This is a genomic window from Faecalibacterium tardum (genome assembly GCF_040096515.1).
Lineage (GTDB): Bacteria > Bacillota > Clostridia > Oscillospirales > Ruminococcaceae > Faecalibacterium > Faecalibacterium tardum.
On sequence record NZ_JBBMEO010000001.1, the window covers coordinates 64,037 to 90,274 of the forward strand.

24 protein-coding genes are annotated in these 26,238 nt (G+C 56.2%); 14 read left to right on the forward strand and 10 right to left on the reverse strand.

Going from position 1 to position 26,238, the window contains the following annotated elements; translation table 11 throughout:
- Positions 1-16 precede the first annotated feature (16 nt).
- Together WMO44_RS00345 and WMO44_RS00350 are read right to left on the reverse strand one after the other, a co-directional pair.
- A complete protein-coding gene (locus WMO44_RS00345; protein WP_349151381.1) occupies positions 17-1,804 on the reverse strand; it encodes an extracellular solute-binding protein in 1,788 nt (595 codons plus the stop codon).
- 313 nt (positions 1,805-2,117) lie between these two features.
- Positions 2,118-3,239 (reverse strand): AI-2E family transporter, encoded by a 1,122-nt coding sequence (locus tag WMO44_RS00350; protein ID WP_055185402.1) that lies wholly within the window; start codon positions 3,237-3,239, stop codon positions 2,118-2,120.
- A 241-nt stretch (positions 3,240-3,480) separates the two neighbouring features.
- On the opposite strand from WMO44_RS00350, the gene WMO44_RS00355 reads away from it, so the two are divergent.
- Positions 3,481-4,824 (forward strand): MATE family efflux transporter, encoded by a 1,344-nt coding sequence (locus WMO44_RS00355; protein ID WP_097779886.1) that lies wholly within the window; start codon positions 3,481-3,483, stop codon positions 4,822-4,824.
- 113 nt (positions 4,825-4,937) lie between these two features.
- Positions 4,938-5,975, forward strand: coding sequence for a P1 family peptidase (locus tag WMO44_RS00360; protein ID WP_055185400.1), 1,038 nt, complete (start codon positions 4,938-4,940; stop codon positions 5,973-5,975).
- 102 nt (positions 5,976-6,077) lie between these two features.
- Here WMO44_RS00360 and WMO44_RS00365 read toward each other — a convergent pair whose 3' ends face one another.
- The gene (locus WMO44_RS00365) at positions 6,078-7,421 is read right to left on the reverse strand and encodes a D-alanyl-D-alanine carboxypeptidase family protein (protein WP_349151382.1); all 1,344 of its coding nucleotides are present in this window, start codon (positions 7,419-7,421) and stop codon (positions 6,078-6,080) included.
- A gap of 180 nt (positions 7,422-7,601) precedes the next feature.
- Between WMO44_RS00365 and WMO44_RS00370 the strand changes: the two genes are divergently transcribed.
- The 3 genes from WMO44_RS00370 to WMO44_RS00380 are packed head-to-tail and all read left to right on the forward strand — an operon-like array spanning position 7,602 to position 10,465.
- A complete protein-coding gene (locus WMO44_RS00370; protein WP_118658357.1) occupies positions 7,602-8,291 on the forward strand; it encodes a metallophosphoesterase in 690 nt (229 codons plus the stop codon).
- Positions 8,292-8,302: 11 nt separating this feature from the next.
- Complete coding sequence (locus WMO44_RS00375; protein ID WP_349151383.1) at positions 8,303-9,337, forward strand: glycosyltransferase; 1,035 nt, start codon at positions 8,303-8,305, stop codon at positions 9,335-9,337.
- A gap of 15 nt (positions 9,338-9,352) precedes the next feature.
- Positions 9,353-10,465 (forward strand): acyltransferase, encoded by a 1,113-nt coding sequence (locus tag WMO44_RS00380; RefSeq protein WP_349151384.1) that lies wholly within the window; start codon positions 9,353-9,355, stop codon positions 10,463-10,465.
- Between the two features lie 42 nt (positions 10,466-10,507).
- Here the strand turns inward: WMO44_RS00380 and recG are convergent, their stop codons facing one another.
- Positions 10,508-12,568, reverse strand: a complete 2,061-nt coding sequence (gene recG, locus WMO44_RS00385) for an ATP-dependent DNA helicase RecG (protein WP_349151385.1) — start codon at positions 12,566-12,568, stop codon at positions 10,508-10,510.
- A 125-nt stretch (positions 12,569-12,693) separates the two neighbouring features.
- Between recG and WMO44_RS00390 the strand changes: the two genes are divergently transcribed.
- Positions 12,694-13,212 (forward strand): GNAT family N-acetyltransferase, encoded by a 519-nt coding sequence (locus WMO44_RS00390; protein WP_349151386.1) that lies wholly within the window; start codon positions 12,694-12,696, stop codon positions 13,210-13,212.
- 284 nt (positions 13,213-13,496) lie between these two features.
- Here WMO44_RS00390 and WMO44_RS00395 read toward each other — a convergent pair whose 3' ends face one another.
- From WMO44_RS00395 to WMO44_RS00405, 3 genes are all read right to left on the reverse strand, one after another.
- Positions 13,497-14,345, reverse strand: a complete 849-nt coding sequence (locus WMO44_RS00395; protein ID WP_349151387.1) for a sugar phosphate isomerase/epimerase family protein — start codon at positions 14,343-14,345, stop codon at positions 13,497-13,499.
- 478 nt (positions 14,346-14,823) lie between these two features.
- On the reverse strand, positions 14,824-16,251 hold the full coding sequence (locus WMO44_RS00400; RefSeq protein ID WP_349151388.1) for a site-specific integrase: 1,428 nt from the start codon (positions 16,249-16,251) through the stop codon (positions 14,824-14,826).
- 55 nt (positions 16,252-16,306) lie between these two features.
- A complete protein-coding gene (locus tag WMO44_RS00405) occupies positions 16,307-16,777 on the reverse strand; it encodes a helix-turn-helix domain-containing protein (protein WP_349151389.1) in 471 nt (156 codons plus the stop codon).
- 135 nt (positions 16,778-16,912) lie between these two features.
- Here WMO44_RS00405 and WMO44_RS00410 point away from each other — a divergent pair, with 135 nt between their 5' ends.
- From WMO44_RS00410 to WMO44_RS00445, 8 genes are all read left to right on the forward strand, one after another.
- Positions 16,913-17,113 (forward strand): helix-turn-helix domain-containing protein, encoded by a 201-nt coding sequence (locus WMO44_RS00410; protein WP_349151390.1) that lies wholly within the window; start codon positions 16,913-16,915, stop codon positions 17,111-17,113.
- Positions 17,114-17,438: 325 nt separating this feature from the next.
- The gene (locus WMO44_RS00415) at positions 17,439-17,675 is read left to right on the forward strand and encodes a helix-turn-helix domain-containing protein (RefSeq protein WP_349151391.1); all 237 of its coding nucleotides are present in this window, start codon (positions 17,439-17,441) and stop codon (positions 17,673-17,675) included.
- A 5-nt stretch (positions 17,676-17,680) separates the two neighbouring features.
- Positions 17,681-18,409: a DnaD domain protein gene (locus WMO44_RS00420; protein WP_349151392.1), complete on the forward strand. Its 729-nt coding sequence runs from the start codon at positions 17,681-17,683 to the stop codon at positions 18,407-18,409.
- The gene (locus WMO44_RS00425) at positions 18,406-19,602 is read left to right on the forward strand and encodes a DnaB-like helicase C-terminal domain-containing protein (protein WP_349151393.1); all 1,197 of its coding nucleotides are present in this window, start codon (positions 18,406-18,408) and stop codon (positions 19,600-19,602) included. The genes WMO44_RS00420 and WMO44_RS00425 overlap by 4 nt, the downstream gene beginning before the upstream one ends.
- A 4-nt stretch (positions 19,603-19,606) precedes the next feature.
- A complete protein-coding gene (locus WMO44_RS00430) occupies positions 19,607-19,774 on the forward strand; it encodes a hypothetical protein (protein ID WP_349151394.1) in 168 nt (55 codons plus the stop codon).
- 143 nt (positions 19,775-19,917) lie between these two features.
- A complete protein-coding gene (locus tag WMO44_RS00435) occupies positions 19,918-20,250 on the forward strand; it encodes a hypothetical protein (protein WP_349151395.1) in 333 nt (110 codons plus the stop codon).
- A gap of 187 nt (positions 20,251-20,437) precedes the next feature.
- Positions 20,438-23,503 carry a tape measure protein gene (locus tag WMO44_RS00440; protein WP_349151396.1) on the forward strand — a complete coding sequence of 1,022 codons (3,066 nt, stop codon included), beginning with the start codon at positions 20,438-20,440 and terminating at the stop codon, positions 23,501-23,503.
- A 278-nt stretch (positions 23,504-23,781) separates the two neighbouring features.
- Positions 23,782-24,657: a sigma-70 family RNA polymerase sigma factor gene (locus WMO44_RS00445; protein WP_349151397.1), complete on the forward strand. Its 876-nt coding sequence runs from the start codon at positions 23,782-23,784 to the stop codon at positions 24,655-24,657.
- A gap of 412 nt (positions 24,658-25,069) precedes the next feature.
- Here the strand turns inward: WMO44_RS00445 and WMO44_RS00450 are convergent, their stop codons facing one another.
- From WMO44_RS00450 to WMO44_RS00460, 3 genes are read right to left on the reverse strand one after another with little or no spacing between them, the layout of a single operon-like run.
- Positions 25,070-25,306, reverse strand: coding sequence for a type II toxin-antitoxin system MqsA family antitoxin (locus WMO44_RS00450; RefSeq protein ID WP_349151398.1), 237 nt, complete (start codon positions 25,304-25,306; stop codon positions 25,070-25,072).
- Positions 25,303-25,629, reverse strand: coding sequence for a DUF4258 domain-containing protein (locus WMO44_RS00455; protein WP_349151399.1), 327 nt, complete (start codon positions 25,627-25,629; stop codon positions 25,303-25,305). The genes WMO44_RS00450 and WMO44_RS00455 overlap by 4 nt, the downstream gene beginning before the upstream one ends.
- Complete coding sequence (locus tag WMO44_RS00460; RefSeq protein WP_349151400.1) at positions 25,626-25,961, reverse strand: helix-turn-helix domain-containing protein; 336 nt, start codon at positions 25,959-25,961, stop codon at positions 25,626-25,628. The genes WMO44_RS00455 and WMO44_RS00460 overlap by 4 nt, the downstream gene beginning before the upstream one ends.
- Between the last annotated feature and the right edge of the window lie 277 nt (positions 25,962-26,238).

Here is a 26,238-nt window from a genome sequence, read left to right on the forward strand (position 1 = left end):
CTCCTGTCCGTTTTATTCAACTCCATGCGGTGTCTGCCCGGCTGATGGTGGTGTAAGCACCAAAGAAGGTTTTTGCGGCATCCATGCCCACCACGCCGCTGTCTGTCACCGTTGCTTCGGCAGCCAGCTGGTCGCTCACACCGCAGATGGCAACCTGATAGGTCTTGCCCGCCTCCGGCTGCACCGGGCTTACCAGCACATAGGGATAGCCCTTGCCGTTGCCGTAGGCATCGTAACCAGAAGCCAGCAGGTCATTGATCTGCTGGCCGGTCAGGGCAACAGTCTGGATGGTGCGGTTCCAGCCGGTGGGCAGGATCACCGAAAGGTCGTAATCCGTAATGCCCTTGGCGTACAGCTTGGCGGCTACGCCGTAGTGGTTCTGCTCACTGGGGTTGCCGGGGATCCATGTGCTCAGCGAGACCAGCGCAAGGTCGCTGCCGGTAGCCTGTGCAAAGCAGCGCCCCACCAGCATGGCGCAGTCCTCCTGCGAAAGCTCCTCGGTGACGGTGGTGATGGTATCCGGGGTGTTGTTCACCACGCTATCCTGATCCTCGTCCAGCTGACGGATCACATCTTCCATGGTAGCATTGCCCTTGATAAAGTCCAGCATTTTAAGGCCGGTGGTCACGATGGTGTTTTCCCAGCCGGAATAGATAAAGGGCGCGGTGTTGCCCGCGTTCAGGGCGTTGGCAATATCGGCGTAGTAGGTGTCATCTGCCTTTGCGTCCTTGAAGGGCAGCAGGCTGTTTTTCCGCGAGCTTTCGGCAAGCAGGGCACTGGTGCCCGCAACGGTGGAAAGCACGCGCATCACCTTGAGCGCATCCTCCAGCTTCTGGGGGTTCTGCTCCAGCTTTTTGTTCAGACCGTAGAAGCGGTTCACCTTCAGCACAAAAACATTCTGGGTGCCGTCCTGCGAGAGATAGGGCATCAGGCCGAATTTATCGGCGTTGTCGTCTGCTTCCACGATGCCATTGGTGCCGCCCATCAAAAACAGGGTGTTGCCCTCGGCCATCCTCTGCCGGGTCACGTTGTCGTCAAGAGGATCGCCGGAGTCGTTCAGCATCCCGATGTCCTTCCACTTTTTGACATACGCCATTGCCTGCATCATGCCGGGAGTGTTGCTGACGTTTGCCTTGCCGGAAAGATAATCCTTCTGCCACAGTCTGCCATCCAGCGTGCCGAGGAAATCGGCGTCTGCAATGTTGCACAGGTACTGGAAGCCGTAGCCCGGATACTGGATCTGCGGCAGGCAGAGATCGACCCCGGCTTCCTTGGCCTTTGCAGCCAGTTCTTCCAGCTCAGCGAAAGAATTGGGCAGCTCCCAGCCGTATTTTTTCAGCAAGGTCTTGTTGTAGGTGATGCCGTAGCAGTTGTAAACCGAGGGCAGCAGATAGATGGCACCGTTGTCGAACACGTCCTGCAAGCGGGATTCTACATAGTTGTCGGTAAAATCATAGCCGGAAAGGTCCAGCAGCTTGTTGGACACAAGGTCGGTCATGGGATTATAGACCGAAAGAGTGCAAATATCCGGCAGGTCGCCCGCCGCAAACATATTCTGCAAGCAGGTGGTGGTGTTATCGCCGCTGTACGGCACGATCTCAACATTTACTTCCGGGTAGACCTTATGTACCTGCTCAATAAAGGCTTCTACCTCCATATAGGGTGCCATAAAGGTGACGGCTTCGTGCGCATCGTCTTTTTTATCTGTTTCAGCCTTACCGCTGCCGCAGGCGGTCAGCGCTGCCGTGGCAGCTGCAACGCCGCAAGCCTGCAAAAAGGAGCGGCGGGAAATTTTCTTCATCATACAAATACCTTCCTCACATTTCGGAGGGCAGTGCTGCACAGAACCAATGGGGTGCAGTGCTGCCGTAGCTATTTTTACACACCCCACAGGATCCCCCACGCTCGCGGCCTGTCCGCACTGGGCATACGCCGATTTTCCCATAAAATGACAGTCTTATTGTACCATCGTAACAAAAGCGTTTCAAGTTGTTTTTTGAAGGATTTTGCATGGAAAAGGGCGAACAACCGCGTGCTTTGCAGCCGCACGGCATAAAAATACCCCTGATACTGGGGAAAGGGTATCAGGGGAAAGTGGTATTTCCGGGCACGCTGCTTTATTGCAACGGCTCTTTTGCGCGCAGACGCCGACAGGCGTCCTCTTTTACAAGCTCGATGACCACCGCCGTCAGGGGGATGAAGAAAATAATGCCGATGATGCCGAAAAGCTTCCCGCCGATCATGGCGGCAACAAGGGTGTACAGCGGCGAAAGCCCCACGGATTTGCCCACCACACGGGGATAGATGAACTGGTTTTCAACAAACTGCACGGCAAGGTACACGATCAGGCAGCGCACCGCCAGCACAGGGTCTACCAACAGCACAAGGAACACGCTGACCACGCAGGAGATCAGCGCACCCACATAGGGGATGATGGCGCAGATGGCGGTAAGCACCCCGACCAGACTGCCGTAGGGGATCTTGAAAACGGAAAACGCAAGAGCCATCAAAACGCCAAGGATCACCGCCTCGCTGCATTGTCCCGTTAAAAAGTTTGCGAAGGACTGCCGGAACAAGCGGCAGAATTTCAGCACCCCGGCGGCATGGGAGGGCTTCAGGTAGGCGCACACCAGCGTGCGGGCGTGGTGGCTGAGGCTCTCCGTCCCAAGGGACATATAGACGGAGATGATCAGTGCAAACGAGGCGGTGACTACGATGTTCACCGTGGCAGAGACTGCCCCTACCGCATTGACCAGCACTGTATCGATGCTTGCAGTGACCTTGTGCAGCAGCTGCTCCCAGTTGATACCCTCCAGCCAGCTCATCAGCCAGCTCATGTCGGCATCCTGTGCGTTGAGATAGGCGGTCCAGCGGGGGATATTGGCCTCGATCTGCACATACAGGCTGTGGAAGGATTGCACCAGCTCCGGAATCAGCAAAGTCAGCGCCAGCACCAGCACCAGCACAACGCCCAGCAGGGTGATGAAAAAGCTGAGAAGATGGATTACTTTCGCCGAGGGCTGCTTTTTGGCCTTGCCGAACAGGCGGTTCAGCCGCTTTTCCAGCCCGGTCATGGGTACGTTGATAAAAAGCGCCAGAATGCCGCCCGCCAGAATGGGCAGTACCAGATCTATCAGCTTTGCGGCAAAGACCAGAACGTCAGAAAGCCGCAGCAGTGCTACAAAAAGCGTTACCCCTACCACGGTAACGAGCAGAGATTGTTTTGTTTTTGGTTCCATAAAAAATCCTTTCCCGGAAGGTTGTGGCAGCAGGCAGCAAAAAAACCGTCTGCGGGCTCTTTTTGGTATTGTAATCGGAAGAAAAGGGCTTGTCAAGACGAGGGGAAAGGGAAACGGAACTTTATAAAAGCAGTTTGCGAGAATGTAGGCGGAAGCTTTTCAGCAAGGAAAAAGCGTGGTATACTTGGCCAGAGCAAATTTAAAGAAATTGAGAGAAACACAGCTTGAAAGGAAATAGATCATGTCGAAAGATGAATATCTGATCACAGATGCGCCGCTGAAAGCGCTGACGGTTTTTGCAATGCCAATGATCCTGGGCAGCTTTTTTCAGCAGGTCTATAACATGGCGGATTCCATCATAGTCGGTCAGTTTGTCGGCTCCTCGGCACTGGCGGCTGTCGGTGCCTGTGCTGCGCTGACCAATGTTTTTATCTGTGTGGCGCTGGGGGCCGGTGTGGGTGCCGGTGTGCTGGTAAGCCGCTATTTTGGCGCTAAAAACTATGGCAAAATGAAAACCATTGTGTCAACGTCCCTGCTCAGCTTTCTGGTTTTGAGCGTTGTCCTTGGCGTTTTTGGCTTTAGCTTTTCCCGTGCTATGATGAGCGGCTTACAGACCCCCGCCGACATTCTGGAGGACGCGGTGCTGTATCTGCGGGTCTATTTTGTGGGCTTCCCGTTTTTGTTCATGTACAACATTCTTTCCACCATGTTTACCTCCATTGGGGAGTCCAGGATCCCGCTGGGTCTGCTGATCTTTTCCTCCATCCTGAATATTTTTATGGATCTCTGGATGGTTGCGGGGCTTGGCTTGGGCGTATTTGGCGCAGCCCTTGCTACGTTGATCGCACAGGGCATTTCTGCGGTGTTTTCGTTTTTGATCTTCCTGCACCGGATGCGGCAGTATAAAAGCCCCTTTAAAAGGTTCGACCGGCAGGAGCTGGCTTCCATGCTCCGCATTGCGGTGCCGTCGGTCTTGCAGCAGTCCACCGTGTCCATCGGCATGATGATCGTGCAGGCGGTGGTAAACCCCTTCGGCACACAGGCGCTTGCCGGATATGCAGCAACGATGCGGGTAGAAAATGTTTTCTCGCTGATTTTTGTCTCCATCGGCAATGCGGTCTCGCCCTATATCTCCCAGAATCTTGGTGCAAAGAAGATCGACCGCCTCAAAAAAGGCTACCACGCTGCGCTGGTGCTGGACCTGTGCTTTGCAGTCATTGCCTTTGCGGTCATTGAAACCCTGCACACCCAGATCTCCTCGCTGTTTCTGGGCAAGGACGGAACGGCGCTGGCCTATCAGGTGTCCGGTGATTATATGCGGTGGCTGGGTTACTTCTTCATCTTCATGGGCATCAAGATGGCGACTGATGGCGTCCTGCGCGGGCTTGGCATCATGCGCCCGTTCCTCATTGCAAATATGGTAAACCTTGCCATTCGCCTGTCCGTTGCCCTGCTCTGTGCACCGCGCTTCGGCATTGCCTTTGTCTGGCTTGCCGTCCCGGCAGGGTGGCTTGCAAACTTTCTGGTCTCCTATGCGGCGCTCAGAAGATCGTGGCCGACGGAGAATGCAGCGGCACCTCAATGATTTTGTGCAGCGCGGCAGCCTTTTTTCTGCGCCCGCCCCGGCTTGTTACAGCGGTTTACTTTTGGCAGCGGAAATGCTATGATATCCATAGAAAAAGGCAAGGAGGAGCTACAATGGGCATTGCAGGGAACGAATGGGGTTTTCAGGTGGGCACGCTGCCCAAAGGTGCACGAGATAAGATCAGCGATGTGCCGGGGGTGACGGTAGGGCACTGCACCTTGGCAGACGGCGTGGTGCAGACGGGCGTAACGGCGCTGCTGCCGCACCAAGGGGACGTGTTCCACGAAAAGGTGCTTGCGGCCAGCTATGTCATCAACGGCTTTGGCAAGACCACCGGCCTTGTGCAGATCGACGAGCTGGGCACGCTGGAAACGCCCATCCTGTTTACCAACACCCTCAGCGTGGGCACGGCACAGACCGCGCTGGTAAAGTATATGCTGGAGAAAAACCCCGACATCTGCGAGACCACCGGCAGCGTGAACCCGGTGGTCTGCGAGTGCAACGACTGCGGCCTGAACGATATCCGGGGGCTTCATGTGACCGAGCAGCACGTTTTTGCCGCGCTGGCAGACTGCAAGGCAGATTTTGCCGAGGGTGCCGTAGGTGCCGGGCGGGGAATGCGCTGCCACGGGCTGAAAGGCGGCATCGGTTCCGCCTCCCGGGTGGTGGAACTGGACGGAAAACCCTACACCATGGGCGCACTGGTACTCTCCAACCATGCGCTGTTCGATGACCTCATCGTGGCGGGCACGCCTATCCACACCCTGCTGAATAACAGCATCCCGCCCCACGAGGATAAAGGCTCCATCATCACGGTGCTGGCTACGGATATCCCCCTGAGCGAGCGGCAGCTGCGGCGGCTGTGCCGCCGGGCGCTGGTGGGGCTTTCCCGTACCGGCTCTTACTGCGGCAACGGCAGCGGCGAGATCGTCATCGCCTTCACCACCGCCAACCGGGTGCCGCACTATTCAGAGAAAGCCCTGCTGCCCATGACCCTGCTCCACGATGATGCCATCAACCCTTTGTTCCGGGCGGTGGCAGAGTGCGTGGAGGAAAGTGTTCTCAGCAGCCTGCTCCATGCCGAGACGGTTACCGGCAACCACGGCCAAACCTTCCGCAGCCTGACGGAACTTTTAAAAAATCGCGCCTGAAGCGCTGCAATATAGAAAAAAGCCCCGCATCGGACAGGCGCTTTGTGTCTTTGACCAGAACGGTCAGAGCACGGCGGTGTCCGGTGCGGGGCTTTTTCTTGCTCAATAGCGGCGGTGGATCTTTTTGGTGGGCTTGTGGCGGTTCCAGTTGGCGCACAGCAGCCACAGCCCGTAGATCAGGGCGGCGATCAGGCTGAGCACCAGAACCACCTTCAGGTACAGGCTGGTGAAAAACTCCTTTACCTTATCCACTCCGAACAGCAGCGGGTTGCGGGCTACGTCCTGCCCGGCGATCAGATCCACCACGCCGATGGTCTCACCCGCCAGCTTCAGCTCCACCGTGCCTACCACGTCGCCCTGCTGGATGGGGGCGCAGACGTAGTCCGGCAGATGGAAGTATTTCTGGGTGACGGTGCCGTCGCTGGTGGAGGGCAGCAGGGTCATCATGCTGTCGTTGGGGTACAGCTGCAAGGTGTCGGTGTCGGAGGAATACTTGACCGGGATCTCCGCAATGGTCAGGTCGGTGTCCAGCGCAGCCTGAATGGAAAAGCTGTCAAACACCCAGTCCATCAGTTTGACCGTCTCGAACAGGGCGGGGCGGCGGTTGGCATAGCCAAGGGTATCGCAGCTGTCAGGGCTGTCCATCACACAGAAGATATAGGTGGCACCGTCCTTGTTGCCCCACGAAACATAACTCTGGGTGCCGGTATCGTCTTTAAAGGCGGTCACGCTACACATGCCGCCCTGCATGGCGCTGCGGTAATAGCCGCCGCCGCTGGCTTTGCTCAGCGCGGCGTTCTGGCTGACCAGCACCGAGGAGGAACGGTGCTTCTCCTTGGCGGGCATGGTAAAGCTGGGGGCACCGGACACCTCCACAAAGGCGTCAAAGCTCATCAGGTAGCGCAGAATCAGGTACATATCCACCGCGCAGGTGGTGTTGCCGCTGTCGATGCCGCAGGCGTCCGTCCAGCTGCTGGCGGTGGTGCCGATGCGCTGGGACAGGGTGTTCATCTGCGCCACCCAGCCGTCCAGATCGCCGCCGGCAAGGGTGTACGCCACACCCATGGCTGCCTCGTTGGCGTTGCGGGTAAGCATGGCGTACATGGCTTCCCGGTAGGTGAAAGTCTCGTTGGAGCGCATATCTGCGTTATTGGTGTTATAAACATAGTCCGAGATGGCAAAGGGCATCTGGAAGGTGCTGTCCAGCTGGTCGGCGTAGTTGGTCAGCAGTACGGCAAGGGTCATATATTTGGTCAGACCGCCGGCAGACACCTGCTTTGTGCTGTCCTTATCATAGACGATGATGTTGGTATCCGTGTTCACGATATAGGCGCTTGCAGCCTGCACCTGATACACCGGGCTGGGGTCGAACATGGCCCCGGCGGGCAGCACAAGGCAGCTGAGCAGAAATACAAATGAAAGAACCAGTGCAAAAATACGTTTCATGTGGACAATTCCTTTAAAAAGCGATAAAATATACGAGATACGGCTGCGCGGTACAGCGCGCCGGAAGATCAAATTTGCAGCAAGTGTGCTGTGTTCTATAATAATAACAGGTTTGCCGGGGCGTTACAAGAGCCTTGCGGTGTTTTACACCGTTCTTTCGCCCCGGCAGGGAGGGCAGGAATGGTATATCTTACAGGGGATACCCACGGCGATATCCAGCGCTTCAAGCAGGGCAAACTGCGCTGGCTGGGCAAAAAGGACACTGTGGTGGTGCTGGGAGATTTCGGCTTTGTGTGGGACGGAAGCGCCGCAGAGCGCAAGCGGCTGGACTGGCTGCGCAAGCGCCCCTACACGATTCTGTTTCTGGACGGCAGTCACGAAAATTACGACCTGCTGGCGCAGTACCCGGAGACGGAGCTGTTCGGCGGCAGGGTGCAGAGCCTTGGCGGCAATGTGTACCATGTGTGCCGGGGCAGTGTGCTGGAGCTGGAGGGCAAGACCTATCTCTGCTTCGGCGGCGCGGAAAGTCAGGATAAGGACGACCGGGAGCCGGGCGTGAACTGGTGGAAGCAGGAGATGCCCAGTGACGAGGAGTACGACACCTGCCGCCGCAACTTAGAGAAAGTAGACTACAAGGTAGATTATGTGCTGACCCACGATGCACCAAGCAGATTTTTGGATTTTACCGCCCTTGCTCTTGGCGAGAGCAACCGTCTGCACCTGTTTCTGGACGAGATCTTGCTCAAGTTGACCTACGAAAAATGGTTTTTCGGCTGCTATCACAAGGATGTGCAGCTTTCCACCAAGAGCCGGTGTGTGTTCTGCGATGTCATCCCTATGGGTGAGCGGCGCACCGGGCTGTTCCGCTGACGGGAGGGAATATGGAAGTTACAGTAAAACTTGCCACCCGGGAGGGTGCGGCGCACATCAGCGGCATTCTGGCAGGCTTTATCCTGCTGGCAAGGCGCGGGGAACTGACTTTGCGGGTACAGGACGAACGGCAGGGCAGTCCCATTGCCCGGGAGGCGCTGCTGGAAACGGAAATTGACGGCCGCACGGTGGTGTTTGACCTGATGGACGGCTACTTTTACAACGACCCGGCGGCGGTGCTGGCACTGTTCCGCCGGGCGGATGTGGTGTTCAAGCGCAGCTTTTCGGCGGAGAAGAACCGGCAGTTCCCGGGCGATATTTCTGCAAAGCTGCGGCCATTGGGGCTGAACTATTACGTTACCTGTCCGGGTTCGCCGCTGGAAGCGGAGCGCAGCGCAAAGAGCCGCCTGAAGCAGTGGGCGCTTTCCACCCGCTGCTACCCGCAGGACTTTGAAGCCCGGCTGACCCGGGTGCGCAAAAAGCCACGCATCCTCTTCCTGACCCGTCTGTGGGACCCGGAGGAACCGGCGGTGCAGCAATACCCGGAGTTACAGGCAGAGTGGCGGCAGGTGAATGCAGACCGCATCGAGCTGCTGCACCGGCTGCAAAGTGCCTTCCCGGCGCAGTTCACCGGCGGCGTGTCCGACAACGCCTGTGCCCGGCGGCTGTGCCCGGAACTGATCCTGCCGGACAAGCTGACCGGCAAGCGCGCCTACCTGCACCGGATGCAGCACACGGAAATTTGTGTAGCTTCTACCGGACTGCACGGCTCTACCGGCTGGAAGCTGGGTGAGTATGTGGCGGCGGGGCGCGCGATCGTTACCGAGCCGCTGCGGTATACCCTGCCGGGCGGCTTTGAAGAAGGCAAAAACTATAAAACGTATACCTCCCCGGCAGAATGTGAGGAGCAGCTGCGGCAGCTGCTGGCAGACCCGGCGGCGATACTGGCTATGGCACAGCACAATGCGGCGTATTATCAAACGTGGCTGCGGCCGGAGCAGCAGGTGCGGCAGGCTTTGCGGCAGCTGGAAACAGGGGAAATGTAAGGGGGAAAATGGGGTATGGAAGAGCAGAAACGGCATAGCGGCTTTGAGACGATGCGCATTCTCAGTATGGTGATGATCGTGCTGATGCACAGCATCGGGCACGGCGGGCTGGGCAGTGCGGCACCGCAGGGGTCGGTGGCATTCTGGATCTACTGGCTGTTGTTTATTCTGGCGCGTGTGTCCACCAACTGTTTTGTAATGCTTTCCGGCTATTATCTGTCGGAGCGCAAGGGGTCTGTCCGCGCCGGGCGGCTGTTCCGCATTGGGGCACAGGTGTGGTTTTACTCCATGCTCACCTTCTGCGTTGCGGTCAGGGCGGGGGCAGTCCCGCTTTCGGCGGTCAAGCTGCTTCGGGCGCTGCTGCCCCTTACCTCCAACGGCTACTGGTTCGCCTCGGCTTATTTTCTGATGTACCTCTCGGTGCCGGTGCTGAACGCGGTGGTGCAAAGCCTTGACCGGCGGCAGTACAAAACGCTGCTGCTGGTGGCGCTGCTGCTGCAAAGCGTGTGGGGCACGCTGTTCTACTGGGCAACGGATGTGACCTTTGTAAATAACGGGTACAGCTTTATCTGGTTCTATATCCTGTATTTTATGGCAGCCTATTTCCGCAAATACCGGGTGACCGTGCCAAGCGGGCTGTGTTTGCTGGCATATCTGGCAGCTTCGGCGGCGGGGTTGTTCAACCGGATGCTGGCGCTGCGGGTGGAAAGCACTTTGCACCTGAACGGTTTTGTGAATACCATTAATGGCTATCAGGCACTGGATACGGTCATCGCCTCGGCAGCAATGTTTTTGCTGTTCCAGAATATCCGCATCCGCTCGGACTACTGGCGGCGCTGGGTCTTTCGGCTGGCACCGCTGTCCTTCGGGGTGTATCTGCTGCACGACAGCGATTTTACCCGGGCGCTGCTGTGGCAGCTGGTAGACCTGCCACGGTTCGGCGGGGCGCTGCTGCCCTCGCTGGCTTACCTGACCGGTGCGGTGCTGCTGGTTGCCGCTGCGGGCTACGCGGTGGATGCCGTGTATCAGCGGCTCTACCGCCTGCTGCACCTGCCCGCACTGGAAACAAAGCTGGACGCCATGACAGCCCGCATCCTGCAAAATATTGTTGGGAGCAAAGAAGTGTAAAGAAAAGCGCTATCGCACGATTTTTTGTGCGACAGCGCTTTTTTAGTTCATCGGCCCGGCCTTGTCGAACATCTGCTGCACCTGCGCGGCCAGCAAAGCGTGGGCAGGGCTTTCCAGCAGCGGGTCGGCGGCAAGCAATGCGGCGGCCTCGCTCTGGGCGGCGTGCAGGGTACGGGTGTCATTCATCAGGTCGGCAATCTGCAAGGTGGGCAGACCGTGCTGACGGCTGCCGAAAAAGTCGCCGGGGCCGCGGGTCTCCAGATCGTACTGCGCCACGGCAAAGCCGTCGGTGGTGGAGCACAGGAATTTCAGCCGCTTCTGCACGGCCTCGCTGGTGTTGTCGCTGACAAGGAAGCACCAGCTCTCGGCAGCGCCGCGCCCTACCCGGCCGCGCAGCTGGTGCAGGGCGCTCAGACCGTAGCGCTCGGCGTTTTCAATCACCATCACGCTGGCGTTGGGCACGTCCACACCCACCTCGATGACGGTGGTGGACACCAGTGCGTCCAACCGCCCGGCCTTGAAATCCTCCATGACGGCGGCCTTTTCCTTGGGTTTCAGCTTGCCGTGCATCAGCCCCACCCGGCGGTCGGGCAGCAGCGTCTTGGCAATGTCCTCGTAGTAGGTCTTGACGGCGTTCAGCCCGCCGTCCGGCACATCCTCGATGGCGGGGCAGACCAGATACACCTGCCGCCCCTTGTCGATCTCGCTGTCCAGAAAGCGATACAGGTCTCGCCGCCGCTTGCCGGTGATGCACCGGGTCTTGACCGGGGTGCGCCCGGGGGGCAGCTCGTCCAGAATGGAGATGTCCAAGTCGCCGTAGATCAGCAGCCCCAGCGTGCGGGGGATAGGGGTGGCACTCATGACCAGCAGGTGCGGGTTCACGGCTTTTTCTGCCAGTGCGCCGCGCTGGCGCACCCCAAAGCGGTGCTGCTCGTCAATGACCGCCAGACCCAGCCGGGCAAACTCCACCCCTTCGCTCATCAGGGCGTGGGTGCCCACCACAAGGTCGGCTTCATCCTTGCGGATGGCAGCCAGCGTGGTGCGGCGGGCGGCGGCCTTCATGCCGCCGGTCAGCAGGGCCACCCGCATCCCGAAGGGGGCAAGCAGCCGGTTGAGCCCCTCGGCGTGCTGCGCGGCCAGAATTTCGGTAGGGGCCAGCAGCGCGGCCTGATACCCCGCCCGGATGCACGCCCAGATGGCGGCAGCAGCTACCAGCGTTTTGCCACTGCCTACATCGCCCTGCAACAGGCGGTTCATGGCGGTATCGCCCGCCATATCGTTTAAAATCTCCTCCACCGCGCGGCGCTGCGCCCCGGTGGGGGCAAAGGGCAGGCTCTGCCAGAAAGGGGCTGGGTCGGCGCGGCGCATGGGAGCGCCGGTGGCTGCAGCGCCCCGGCTGCGCATCCGCCCGAGGCCCAATTGCAGCACCAGCAATTCTTCGTAGATGAGCCGCCGCCGCGCCGCTGCGGCCTGCTCCTCGGTGGCAGGGCAGTGGATGGCACGCACCGCTTCGGCCTTGGGCAGCAGACGGTATTTTTGCAGCATTTCCGGCGGCAGCGGGTCGGGCAGCAGCTCCGCATGGGGCAAAAGCTGTCGGATGCAGCGGGAGATGACGCTGCTGGACAGTCCCTCGGTCTGGGGGTAAACGGCCTCAAAGGGCGAGGCTTGTATCTGTTCGGCGGTGCGCACCTGTGGGTTGACCATCTGGCGGCGCAGCATCCCGCCGGTCACGATGCCCTGAAAATAGTATTCCTGTCCCAGCTGCAATTTTTGGGTGGCGTAGGGGTTATTGAACCATGTGATCTCCAGACTGGCTACATCGTCCCCGGCGGTGATGCGCTCCATCCGCCGCCCACCCGGCAAAATGCGCCCGCCGGGCTTTGCGAATACCTCGGCCTTTACCACACATTCGGTGTCGGCGGGAGCTTCCGCAATGGAGTAGGGCTTGGAAAAGTCGATGTACCGCCGGGGGTAATGGCACAGCAGGTCTGCCAGCGTCACGATGCCCAGTTTTTCGAACCGCTCTGCGGTCTTGGGCCCCACCCCTTTCAGGTAGCGCACCGGGGTGTCCGGCGTTAAGGTAGTGCGGTTTTCGGTGGGCATGGCGTTTCAACTCCCTTCCAAGCGTAGTATAGCCATTGTAACACGGACGGGGAACAGATGCAAATATTTTGCCCTTGCGCGGCAGCTGTGGTATACTGACATTACAAAAAGGAAGGAGAGATACTGTGGAGATACGCAACGCGACTATGGACGATTTACAGGCCATTGCCGCCGTGGAGGCGGCCTGTTTTCCGGCAGCGGAGGCTGCCACAGCAGAAGAATTTGCCGGGCGGCTGGCACACTATGCCGATCATTTCTGGCTGCTGTTTGAGCAGGGGGAGCTGGTGGCCTTTGTGGACGGCTTTTGCACCGATATGCCCGACCTGACCGATGAGATGTACGCAGATGCCGCCCTGCATGATGAAAATGGCGCATGGCAGATGATCTTTGGGGTGAACACCCTCCCGCGCTGCCGCCGCCGGGGCTATGCCGGGCTGCTGCTGCAAAGAGCCATCGCAGATGCCCACACACAGGGACGCAAGGGGCTGGTGTTGACCTGCAAGGAGAAACTTTTGCACTATTACGCAAAGTTCGGCTTTGTGAACGAGGGCGTTTCCGCTTCCACCCACGGCGGGGTGGTGTGGTACCAGATGCGGCTGGACAGCTTTTGCGGGAACACCCTGCCATCAGCTTCCGAAAATTGACAAACAATTCTTGACGCCTCGGAGAAGGCGTCCTGCATCATCGGCGTTGTGCTGAGTGTGGACGGCTTGGCAAGGGGCTAACTATCTACTGACATAGAATAACAAAAAAGTCTGAACTGAGGCATCCGCCACCGGTTCAGACTTTTTTATACCATAAAACCACAGGCTGCTGCGGACAGCAGCGTGCAGTTTAAGGCAATACCGCATAATTCTAGGTGCCGCAGCCGCCGGAGTGGTGCTTAAGCCGTAAGGCGGGAATTGTGCGGTGTTGCCTTGAGTTACTGTCAGCACTCGTCGTACTGCTTTTGCAGATAGTGCAGGCATTGGACGGCGTTTTCCGGGGTGGTGTTCTCCAAGGTGGCGAACACATAGGGCTTCTGCTCCTTGGCAAACCGCAGAATGGTTCGGTAGTCGCCCATGCCGCCCTGTCCGGCACCGGTGGCAGCCAGCTGCCCGCCGGCGTCCTGCCGCAAAAAGTCCTTGAAGTGGATCATGGCAACATCCTTGCCCAGCAGCTCGATGGCCTCGGCGAACACTTCCTCCCGGCGGTCCACGTTTTCCATGTTCAAAAGGTTCACTGGGTCCAGCAAAATCTGCAGATTGGGGCTGCCGATCTCGTCCAGCACGGTGCGGGCGCGGCGGGCGTCATACACGATATGCTTGACCACCGGCTCAATGGCAATGGTCACACCGTATTGCTCGGCGCAGCGCACCACCGGCTTGAAGTTTTTGATAAAGGTGGCAAGGGCGGCATCGCTGCGGCACTCCGGGCAGAACTTGTACTCTGCGTTGGGTGCACCGGTCTCGGTGCCCACCATGCCGCAGCCCAGCAGGCTGGCAAAGCGGATATGCGCGTAGTACTTTTCCTGAATGGCGTGCAGAGCATCCGCATCCGGGTGCGCCAGATTCAGATAGTTGCCCAGCACCGCAATGTCCAGCTCATTTTTGGCAAACAGGCGGCGCAGATAGGCCGCGTAGCCGGGGGTGAGGGCAGAGGGGGTGTTGGGCACCTCCTTCAGGGATTTGCTCAGTGCCAGATGTACGCAGGAAAAGCCCTTCTGACGCACCAGCGGCAGCACCTGCTCAATGGGTAGCTTTTCCGCGTCGTGCAGACGCAGACCGAATTGGATCATGCTTGGTTCCTCCTTTGGTTTGGGTGCGTTTTTACCATTATACACCAAAACTGTCTGTGGGGGAACACTTTAAACTTTTTTAGAAGCTGCTTTAAAGCGCGAAATACTGTCCAAAGTGATGTCCGTATAGCAAAAGCCGCCTAGATTTCTACGAATCTAAGCGGCTTTTCTTGGAGCTGGTGACAGGAGTTGAACCTGCAACCCACTGATTACAAAATAGTCTTATTACGAGTTCGACCGTTTTTGAATGTTCTGTTTTATATAGAATCAACGTGCTTTTTGTGCTTGCTCGTTCACCTTCGTATCAGTGCTTTTTCGGTCAATAAGGCACAAATAAGGCACTTTCTGGCGATTGTGCCTTACGGTGTCCACTGTGGACACGATAGCGGCTCAGATCCGCAGACAGAAAAGAAAGCAGCCCACAGGCTTAGCAGGGTTTCCCTTGCTTCCTGTGGGCTGTATTGCGTCTTTTGACGTGTTATGCGTGGCTCTTTTCCCGGATACGGTCAAACACACCGGTCAGCGCATCTGCTGCCGCTGCATCTGCCGAACGGATGAAACCAGCGTAAATGTCCGTGGTGGTGCTGGTCTTTGCATGACCCAGACGGCCTGAAACTGTAGTAACAGGCACATGGGCGGCTATCAACAAGCTAGCGTTGGTGTGACGCAGACTGTGGAAGTGTACCGCCGGGAGGTCATGAGCGGCCAGAAACCGCCCGAACCATGTTGTCACATCGTCTGGATCCATCGGTGCGCCGTTCCACTTGGTAAAAAGCAGGTCATTTTCTACGCGCTTTCCCTCAATCTCCACCCGGCGCACCCACTCAGAGCCGATTTTGAACCGTTCTGCCTTTTGGTGCTGGCGGTATTCCTGCAGGAGCTGCATACAGTCCGGCCCGACTTTCACACACCGCCGAGAGCGCTTTGTTTTGGGCGGATTGAACACCGTACCTTTGCCCGGAATGTGCTGCAAGGTGCGTTCAATTGAAATCGTTCCCGCATCCATGTCGATATCAGACCACCGCAGGGCGCATATCTCGCCCCGGCGGGTACCTGTGAGCAAAGCAAGCTGTGTGATAACGCTGTACTGTGTGGGTGCGTCTTGCAGGGCTTCCAGCAGGCGCACAACGTCTTTTTCTTCCAGCGCCTGCACGTCCACTTCCTGTGCTTTTGGGGCTTCTGCACGCTTGCACGGATTCTCTGCCACAAGTCCCCACTGCACGGCCTTGGTGAACACGCTGGACAGCATCCGGTGATAGTGCTGCACCGTGTTTCCGTTGAGCCTGCCGCCTGCCTTGCTATGCTCTGTAAACGCCTTGGAAAGGGGCAGCCCGGCGGCGCTGGCTACCTTTTCAGCGGTTGACCGGCTGACGTTCCCGCCCCTGTACAGTGTCGCCATTGTCCGCTCTGAAACGCCCGCTGCCGCCGCGATCTGGCCGCGTTTGCCCTTTGGCAGCTGATCCAGCAAGGCAGGAACAGCGGTATAGGTGCTATCTTCCCGCACACCCTGCTCTTCGAGGTTGGAATAAAAGGCCATCAGGTGCGAGGGCTTGACCTGGCACACCTTAAGTTGCCCCAGCCCGGCAGAGATACGCGGCACAAGCCGCCGATAGTCGTACACGGTCTTGGGCTTGAGTTTCTTTTCGGCGTACTCGGTGAACCAGCGCTCTATCAGGTCGTCCACCTTCATGGACGCATCCAGCGAAATGCCGCTGCGCACTTCTTGTTCAAAGGCATCCGCCTGCCGCTGCAATTCCTTTTCCAGCTTCTTCCCGGTCAAGCCCGGCGGGGGTGTATAGGTGCGGTTGACCAACACTTGACGGCCTAGTCGGTCGTAACCATTGGAGACCCGGATGCAGAAGGAGCAAGTGCCGTCCTTCTTTGTGCGCTTTGTTATTTTTGCCATTTGTCACCCCTCCTTGTGGGCATGGTCTTTGCGCGTGTGTCCATGGCAGCCATTTTTATTTTTGGGTCAGGTCTTTCTTGTACTCCGGTAAAAATGTCAATTCGTGCACCCGCTTTGCAGCTTCTTCGCGTCCCTTTTCGTTCAATGCAGCAAAGTCTTTCAGTATTTGTTCGCTGTGTATCTGGCTTTGCATAGTGTTCAGGGAATCTGCCGCCTGTTCCTCAATAAGTCCACGTTCTGCGGCTTCATCGGGACTGATTTTTTCAAAACCACCCGGGTGTTCCTTTATAAAATCGTTGTAAGTGCTGATATAAGCCTCAGCTGCTTTTTCGTTGTTCGGATACAGCATTGTCCATGGAACTTCAAGTGCGGCTGCGATTCTGTTTAGTGTTTCAAATTTCGGCGTGATCCGTCCAGATTCATACTTTCTTATTGCCGAATCTGCCATACCAGCTTTTTCGGCTAACTGCTTTTGTGTCATCTTTCTTTCAAGACGGCAAAAATATATGCGCTCCCCAATTGTCATTGAAAACACCTCCAGCCTTACTATAACAAGAATTTGGCCAATTGTCCAGACCAAAAAATATCTATTGACAGACCAAATAATATCTGCTACACTTCAACAAGTAGACCAATACTGGTCTGAATCGAGGTGATTAGCGTGAAAATATCAAAGGCAAAGCTGAATGTCGCACTTGCTCGTAAGCAGTGGAATCAGCGCGATTTGCGGGACAATGCGGTTGTATCCGCGCAGACCATCCTAAATCTGAACAAAGGCAAGACTGTCATGCCTGCTACGGTAGGAAAGATTGCCGCTGCTCTGGGAGTAGATGTGACTGAAATTATTGAGGACGAACGCTGAAAAAGTGATGAATCGGATTCGTTACTAGAATGAATCGATTTCATCTGTAATTTTGACGCGCAAATTCAGCAGCAAAAATCCATAAATCAGGTGAGTATCCCTTCCAAAATCCCTGAAATGCACGACACTGGAGGACACCAGATTCCACTGGATGACCTTAGGTGCACTCAACTGGATTTTGACGCAAGGGATTCTATTCCAACATTGTTTCATCACATCGAATTTTCTTGAAATTTTGGCGGTATTGCAATATTTTTTTTGATTTGTGCTTTACTGCTGATACACCACAAAAACAACATTTGAGTTCACCAAGGAGGTGCATAGAATGGGAGATTCAGTCCGATACCCGGTCATGAAAAGCGTAAAGGATGCAGCCGCCATCTACAACTTGTCACCGGCCTACATTCGCCGCCTTTGCCGAACCGGTAAAGTGCGTTTTGTCAATGCAGGACACCGCTGGCTGGTCAACATGGATAGCCTTTGCAAATACTTCGAGGCGGGAGACCCCGGCTCTGTGGGGCAAGATGAAGTCGTGGGCGGCATCCGCCGGGTTGCGAGGTGACAGACGTGAAGGGAAAAAGCCCTGAAACTATTGTTCTTCGCTTCGTATGGCTTGAAAGCCTGACACAGGACTACACCAACGCGGAAATCGGGCAGATTATCCGGGACTTGTATCATTATGCCAGCCAAGGCACGGAGCCCCAGCAATATGCTGACCGTGGAATGCGTGGTCTGTGGCGTTCAATGAAAGATGGGGTGGATAAAGACTTTTCAAAATACCGTGAGAAGTCCCAAAAGAACTCTGAAGCAGCTAAAGCGCGCTGGGAAAAACAAACGCAAAAAGATGATGTATCTGACGTGCAGACCGATGCAAACGCATTGCATGAAATGCGGACGCATGCAGCTGCATCTGAATGTATGCATTCGCACCCTACAGATACAAATACAAGTTCATATACAGCTACAGTTACACCGGAAGCCCCAGCCGCAGCCGCCGATTCTCGTACAGATTCCGGCCTTGCCGAAATCGTGCAGCACTTTGAGCGGGTGATAGGCATCTTCCCGCGTTCAGCGCTGGACAAGCTACAACGCTACTGCGATTCTATTCCCGCCGAGGTAATCTGCAAAGCCTTTGACGAGGCTGCCGAAAGTGGTCACCGGTCATGGAAGTACGCCAACGGCATCTTGAAAAGCTGGCAGGCTGACGGGGTTTGCACTCTGGGAGATGTAGAAGTCCGCCGGGAAGCCCGGAAGAAGCCGGAACAGCAGCCGGAACGGTTGGAGGTGTTGACTTGAACATCCACAAAGTACTGCTCGGCGCGCTGCTGATCAAGCCCGATCTTGCCGCCTACGCGCTGCCCGATCTGGAGATAGAACACTTCCCGGCAGACCTTCAGCCGGTGTTTGCGGCTCTGTCCGGTCTTTGGAACACAAAAGGTGAACTGGATGCGGTGGCAGCTTGTGCCCGATACCCGGAGCAAAAAGCCGCTATTTTGGAATGCGTGCAGGAGTGCGAGAGTGAGTGTGTCCGTTTGACCCGCGACCGCGTGGAAGAATGGACGCGGCTTGTTCTGGAACAGTCCGCCCTGACACGATTTCAGGAACTGTCCATTCAGGCAGCAAGCAGCCTAACCACCTTTGCAGACCTACCCGGCCTGTACAGCAAAATGGGCGAAGCCCTGACCCTTGACCGGGAAGAAGATGATTTTAAGCCAATCGGGGAGCTTGTAAACAATTATGTCTGCAAGTTGAGTGAAAAGCCGAAGTACATCCCCAGCGGCATCCCGGTGCTGGACAAGCATCTGCATCTTTCCCCGGGTAACCTGTTCATCATCGGCGGCCGACCGTCCGCCGGCAAAACCGCCCTGTCCCTGCAAATGGCCTGTGAGCAAGCCCGGCGGGGCTTCCGGGTGTGCTATTTCAGCCTTGAAACCGACCCGGATACCTTGACCGCCCGCATCATTGCGAACCGTTTGGCCGTTCCGCTGGCAGATGTAAAAAATAAGAGCGTTCCGCAGTCTGACCTTGACGGCCTCGCAGAACTGCACAAGCTGCCGCTGTTCATCCGCTCTGCATCTGGCCGGGGTGTTGGATGGGTAAAGGCACAGGCTCAGAGGATGAAAGCGCAGGTTATTTTTATCGACTATCTGCAACTGCTGGCAGACGGTAAGGCAAAAGACCGCTATCAAGCTATCACGGGAATCTCCATCGCCCTGCATGAGCTGGCACAGACCACCGGCATCCTTGTGGTTGCGCTGGCGCAGCTGAACCGCAACGCGGCGCACGCATCCCCCAGCACCGCCGACCTGAAGGAATCCGGCCAGCTGGAACAGGATGGAGACGCTATTCTGCTCTTGTCTGCTGACAAGGAACAGTATCAAGCCATCCTCGCAAAAAACAAAGAGGGCCGTGTGGGTGAAATCCCCTTGACCTTCGACAAGACCCGCCAACGCTTTCTCACTGTCACCAGCGAACTGGAAAGGAGATGAACACATGAAGCACAACCCAAACCGCCCGCGCCGCCGGGAGCCGTACCACTACGATGCAACCGGCGCAGTGTACACCGCCTGTATTGAGGCGGCCTTACAGCGTGGGCAGAGCATTCCGGTACACGTCCTTAGGATGATCTATCACATGCTGCTGCCGTATATGCACAGTTGAATCACCGACCATACCCCGGCGGTGTTGAAACAAATTTGACCGCATCCGTAGGGTGCAGAAAGGACAATTGTGAAAACCAAAACCAATCTTGTGGCCACCGAAATTGGCGCAGAGCTGACCGGCTAAGTTTGAGGGGTAACTGCATGAGAAAATTCAAGTCAAAACCCCGCGCCCCGGCTTATGTGCAGGAGGTCTACCAGCGTATCGAGACCGAAATGTGCACAGCCCGCAACGCCGTTGTGGCTCTGGATCTGCGTATTGCGCCTATTGTTGCAAAGCTGCCGCCGGAAGATCAGACAGAGATAGAAGCGGCGCTTATGGCGTACAATCAGACGGTCTGCACCGCGATCAGCAAGGCGGGTGGACTGCTGGCGGCGCTGGATCCGCGTGATGTGGAAACGCTGCCAAAGGTCTGGGAACCCCTTGACGACCCGCAAACCCCCAAAAGCACCATCGCAGCACGCACTAAATTCTGACAAAATGCCCCCTCTCGACACGCCGCCGGGAGAGGGCGTTTTTTATGGGGTCATCGTCAAAACTTTTCGGCAGAATGCGTTTTTCTCGTGGAAAAAAGAGCGGAAATATGGTATAATAGAACCGTAAAGTTGTCATATTTTTATAAACTTACAATATAAAATTTTAGAACAGAAAGGAGGCTTTGCCTTGAATCTTTTTGCACTTTCGGTTGAACTTGGAATGGACACATCCTCGTTTGAGCAGGGTGTTGACCGTGCAAGAGCCAAAACATCAGCTTTGGCCGGTGAACTCAACCCGCGATTTTCCGGTATTGGCAAAACCCTGACAGGCGCATTCACCAAGTCGCAGCTGCTGGCAACGTCCATCATAGGACTTGCAAAAAAATTTTCTTCCCTCGGTGAAGGCATCGTGAATCAGGGTGTTGCTTTCAACCAGCAGATGGAAAAGTACACCACTGGCTTCACTAACATGCTTGGCAGCGCAGAAAAGGCACAGGCCGTTTTGAACCAGATCAAACAGGATGCAGCACGCACCCCGCTGAACGTGGATTCGTTGGTTCAGGCAAACCAGCTGCTTATCAGCGCAGGCGTGAGCGCTGGCGAGGCTCGCAGCACGATTCTGGCGTTAGGCGATGCAGTTTCTGCTACTGGCGGCGGCAGTGAGGTACTGTCCCGCATGGCTGCAAACCTGCAGCAGATCAAAAACGTGGGCAAGGCGGCTTCGATAGATATCAAGCAGTTTGCAATGGCAGGCATTGATATTTACGGCGTTCTGGCCGATTACACAGGCAAGAGCACCGCAGAAGTCCAAGGCATGACCATTACATACGACCTCTTGACAGCCGCTTTGAAAAAAGCGTCTGAAGAGGGCGGGCGCTATTACAACGCCATGGAAACCCAGAGCCAAACCCTGAGCGGACGAATTGAAACGCTGAAGGATAATTGGTCGCAGCTGCTCGGAACGCTCACAAAGGGACTGACGGAGACAGAGGGCAATCTTGTAACCGCAGCCGCCGGGTGGGTGCAGCGGCTTCAGGAAGGCTTTGAAACGGCAGGCGCGAACGGTCTGATGCAGGCCGGAGGCCATATTGTGGACGAGGTTGCTTCTGGGATTTCTGCCGGTATTCCTACTCTTGCTGCACGGGCAGAGGATGCTGTGCAGAATTTTGCACTGTATCTGCAAGACAACACAGGCCAGATCGCGGACACCGGGGGGAAACTACTGGTCAGTCTGGCGAGCGGGATCCTTGATATGGCACCCGCCATCGTAAACTCTGCGGAGCAAATATTTTCGGCATTCGTGGTGGAACTCTGGAACCACGCGGACGAAATATTTACAACCGGCGCTGATCTGGTGGGCAAGCTGGTCAAAGGATTTTTAAGCCTGACAGGCAACGTGATCGAAGCCGCCGGGAATATTACCGCGGCAATCGTTACAAAAATCTTCACCACAGACTGGGTGCAAGTCGGCAAAGACGTTGTTTCGTCCGTTGGGCAAGGCATTCTCGATGGTATTTCGGCCTTGTCCACCCCACTTGACCGGCTGTCCTACAAGCTGAACCATGCCCTAGGAAAAACCGGCTATGCAGAGTACAGCACATTCGAGGCGTGGGCGGCAGCCAATGGCAAAACGGGCGAAACAAGATACCAGCAAGGCAGCCAGAAGGACGCTGATTATTGGAAGCGGTACGGAGACAAGCTTGCCCAGCAATATGGGCTGAACGAGACAGGTACTGATACCGGGAGCGGAGAAACGGACGCAACGCCCGGCGGGTCCTCCCGCAAGAGCACCGGCACAAAATCCAAGACCGAAACCGTCATAGCGTCCGTAACGCACACCGCAACCACCACCGCACAGAACGCGCTGGGCTCTGTGACAACGAGCGTTGAGACCCTGAACGAGAAGGTCAAGGACGCAGCGGGCAAAATCAAAGACCGCGTGACCGAGACCACCACAGAGACTGGTAAAGAGATGGTCAACGGCGTTGCTACCACCTATACGCTTGTGACCAAGAAAGTTACGGACGCGAACGGCAAGATAAGCACCACGACCAAAAAGGTCTACGCCGATATGTCCAAGACCCTGCTTGGCAACTTGACCACCATTGCAGAAAAGACCTTCAACGGCATCACCACCACAACGCAGCAGGCTGTGGAGACCTACGCGGACGGAAGCCAGCACATCAAGACAACCGCCACCGAGACCGGCGAACGGATTGTGGACGGCGTGCGGCAGACCTACACAAAGGTCATCAGCTATATTGACGGCGTACAGGATAAGGTAACAGAAACCGCACAGAACATCGATAAGAGCATCAAGGCAACCCAAAAGCGCATTGATGCAAACCTGAGCAAGGCACAGCAGCAGCTTAACAGCGGCATTTTTAAGATCGGCAAAAACCTGTATACCGACCTGAAAAATCAGGATCGGGCAGCGCTTGGGCTGGATATCGTCAATGTGATGTGGGGCGAGGTATCACAGGAGCAGCGCGAGGTACTGTCCGACTGGGCAAACAAGGCGCTGGAAGCCATCAACGAAGCTTATTCCGGCGGCGGTTTGAGCGAGGCGTTTAACGCTTTTAAGCAGATCATGTCCAACGGAATCAAAGCAGATGCAGACGGCGTTACAACGGACGTTAAGGGCTTGAGCAATGTATTTCAAGAGCTTGGCATCAATGTTTCCGACGTTGGCAGCAATATCATGGGCGTGCTGAACACCATTGGCTCCGGCATGGGCAGCTTTGCCCTCAACGCGGGCACGGATATTGCAAACCTTGCCGGGAGCATGGGCAGTCTGGGCACGATCGCAGAGGGCGCAGGCGGGCTGATTGCAAAGGTTGGCAGTCTGATCATCTCGAACCCGGAAGTTGCCGCGATCATCGCCATTGTGGCGGGCGTGGTGGCGCTGGGCGCTGCGCTCTTCTCCAAATTTGGCAAGAGCAGCAGCGGCGGGCAGGCTGTGAGCCACTACGAAAGCCCCTTTGCCGGGCATGACGTGTACGACAGCCTGACCGAGTTCTCCACCCGGGCAGCCATGCAGCACCGCTACATGGAAAAGACCACCGGCACGGATGCACAGCTTGGCATTTTGCAGCAGATCCGTGATATGCTGGACGAGCATCTGCCGGATATCGGCACCGGGCAGCTTGTCATGGACGGCGAGAAGGTGGCCGATATGCTCACACCGCGCCTTGCGACCAACATGGATGCCAGCATGGGCGTGTACACCCTGCGGGCAGAAAGGGGTGTCTGATACAGCCCCAAGCGGCGGTGAAGCCGTGAAAAAATGGGCGTTTTCGCAGTCTGGGTTTTGCTCAAAATTGAGTAAAAGGTGGGTGGTGAATCGTCACCCATCTGCCCGTGAATGTGCGGATTTGTGCGGCATAAAAAAGAGAGCGTCAATGTGCGCGTTTGGCGCACTAAAAAAGACGGGGTGCATAGTTCGTTCACACGGTCACGCGCGCCCGCGTATCGTGTCCATAAATTCGTATTTTGAACAAAAATGCACACGAAAAAAGGAAGGATACAGCAATGGAACAGAAACAGGCCAAGAATGACCAGCAGGCTACAGACGCGGCCCTTGCAGCTCTGGCAGCCGCCGGGAATGCTTTTGCTCTGGGCCAGCTGTGGGAAGTCAACAAGGGTTTTATTCGACGGCAGCTGTGGCAGTGGTACGAGAAGAACAAGCCTGTTGCTGACAATGCGGGCCTGTCCTTTGAGGATTTGGTACAGGAAGGGTATTTTGCGGTTGACTATGCTGCCAAGCACTACAGCGCAGAACAGGGCAATTTCACAACGTATCTGAGCTACGCACTGTTGAAGCAGATTCGCACCGCCACCTGTGGAGAGCACACACGGGGTGTCACCACCGATGACGGCAGGCGTGTGGCTGTATCTGCAAACCCGCTGAACGAGTGCAGCAGCCTTGACGTTCGCCTTGATGAAGCGGACGAAGGCAGCAGCACCAAAGGGGAAACCATCGAAGACCCGGCGGCTACACAGGCGTTTCAGCAGGCAGAGGATGGTGTTTACACCGAGGAGTTACACACAGCCCTTGAAACAGCCATGACCCAGCACCTGACCGAGCGGGAAGCAGCTGTTTTGCGCCGCCGGTATTATGACGGCCAGTCATTGCGGGCCATCGGGGAAGAACTTGGAGTGCAGCAGGAGCGGATCCGTCAAATAGAGCGGAGGGCTTGCCGCAAGCTGTCTGGACTGCCCTCTATCCAGCGTTGGCATGATGAGACCATAAGCACACAGGCATGGAGAGGAACCGGCTTTGGTGCATGGAAGTCTGGCGGCAGCGTTCAAGAACGCACCGTGGAATACTGGGACGAACAGGTGAAGAAGTACGAGGAACATGTGCGCGAACTGGTCGAAAAGTACGGAATTTCTGCCATCATCTGAACCATATACCCCTCCGGGCGAGGTGTAACACACTAGACTTTGTTTCAAAGTCCGTGTGCCCTTCGGGAATTTGTAGACACGACACACGCCCGCGCATACCGTGTGAAAAGCGGATTTCTGGAATTTTCGGAAGCTATAAAAAGAAATTCGGATAATCGCCGCCGCAAGCAGTGTCTTTGTATGTACAAAGCCCCTTGCCTTGCAAGGACTTGTTGGGCAGCATCCCAAACCCTTTGAACGTGCAGCACCCGCCGGGCGCTGCACTTCAGCCACACGATTCTGTTGACCTCAACAAAATCGCTGCATGACAAAGCCCCCAGACCGCGACAGCGCGTGCCTGAGGGCTTTTCTTGTTGCTTGTTGGTAAAATCCTTGCGGCGGCTCTATCCGCGCTCTGGCAGCCCCGGCGGGCTTATGCCGCGCAGTCAGGGAAGTTCACAACGGTGATCTCTGCCACGGCCTTTTCGACCGTCTGCAAGATGTGCTCTATCTTCTCCACCGTGTCAGCTGACAGAACGACCTCGCCGCACTGTTCGCACTTCAGGCAGGGCACATTCTTGATGACCACAACACAGTTCTTCAGCTGAACCGTGTGAATAGTCGTGCTGGGCTTCATTTCGCCTTTGCAGAAAAAGCAAGTCATAATCATTCCCCTTTCTTCTTTCGTTCAGTATACGTTGCATTCCAGTGGTCGAGATCAGGCCAATAGGCCGTCAGGATCCACAGAGCGCCCTCATGAATGCCGCAGACAACGTGCAGCCAACGGCCTGCCAGATTGACGCCTAACACCAGACAGGACGGACAGCGGTAATCATCCGGGCGGTATTCGATGATCTTCCCGCTCTGGATAGCCTGCCGGATGTCGGCCAGCAAAATGCCGCGTTCATAAAGCCGCGCCTGCGAGTGAGCCGTCAGAAAGATTTGCCCGCCGCTGGCTAGTGTGCGCAGGTTCTCTATTGTCAATTCCATCATGCGTCTTCCTCTTCATCCGGTTCACTGAGAATCTTTTTGAAAAGCTCCTCTGCGGAGCCTGTAAAATGCTCACCGCCGCCGTTGTCCAACTCACGGATAGCCGCAAGCGTTTCAGCGTTCGGCACTTCATCCGGCACATACTCCACCAGATCACCCGGCTGGCAGTCCAGCAGCTCACACACTTTGTTCATCGCCGCCCACGAAACCAGTTCATTGTGCCGGAGCTGCTGGACGTATGACTGACCAAGCAGCTTTTCCGCCCGGATTCGCGTTGACGGGTAGCCAGCCGCCTTGAGTAGCGCCAGTACATCGCTTTTGTAGCGTATTGCCATAGTTTCACCCCCATTTATTTCAGCTTTATTATACATCAGAAATACACTAGAATCAAGTTCAAAAACGCACAGTAAAAGCACTTGATATTCGTGCACTATGTCAATGGACTGCACGATATATTAGTGCTATAATAAAGACACAGCAAGGGAAGCACGACCGGAAGGCAAGGGGCGAAGGATGTACCGGGAGCGCAAGAGCAGAACGCCAGCTAAGACAGTAACCCACTTCCTGATAAGCTGTATAAAAGAAAATGGTGCGGTGCCAGCTACCAACTAC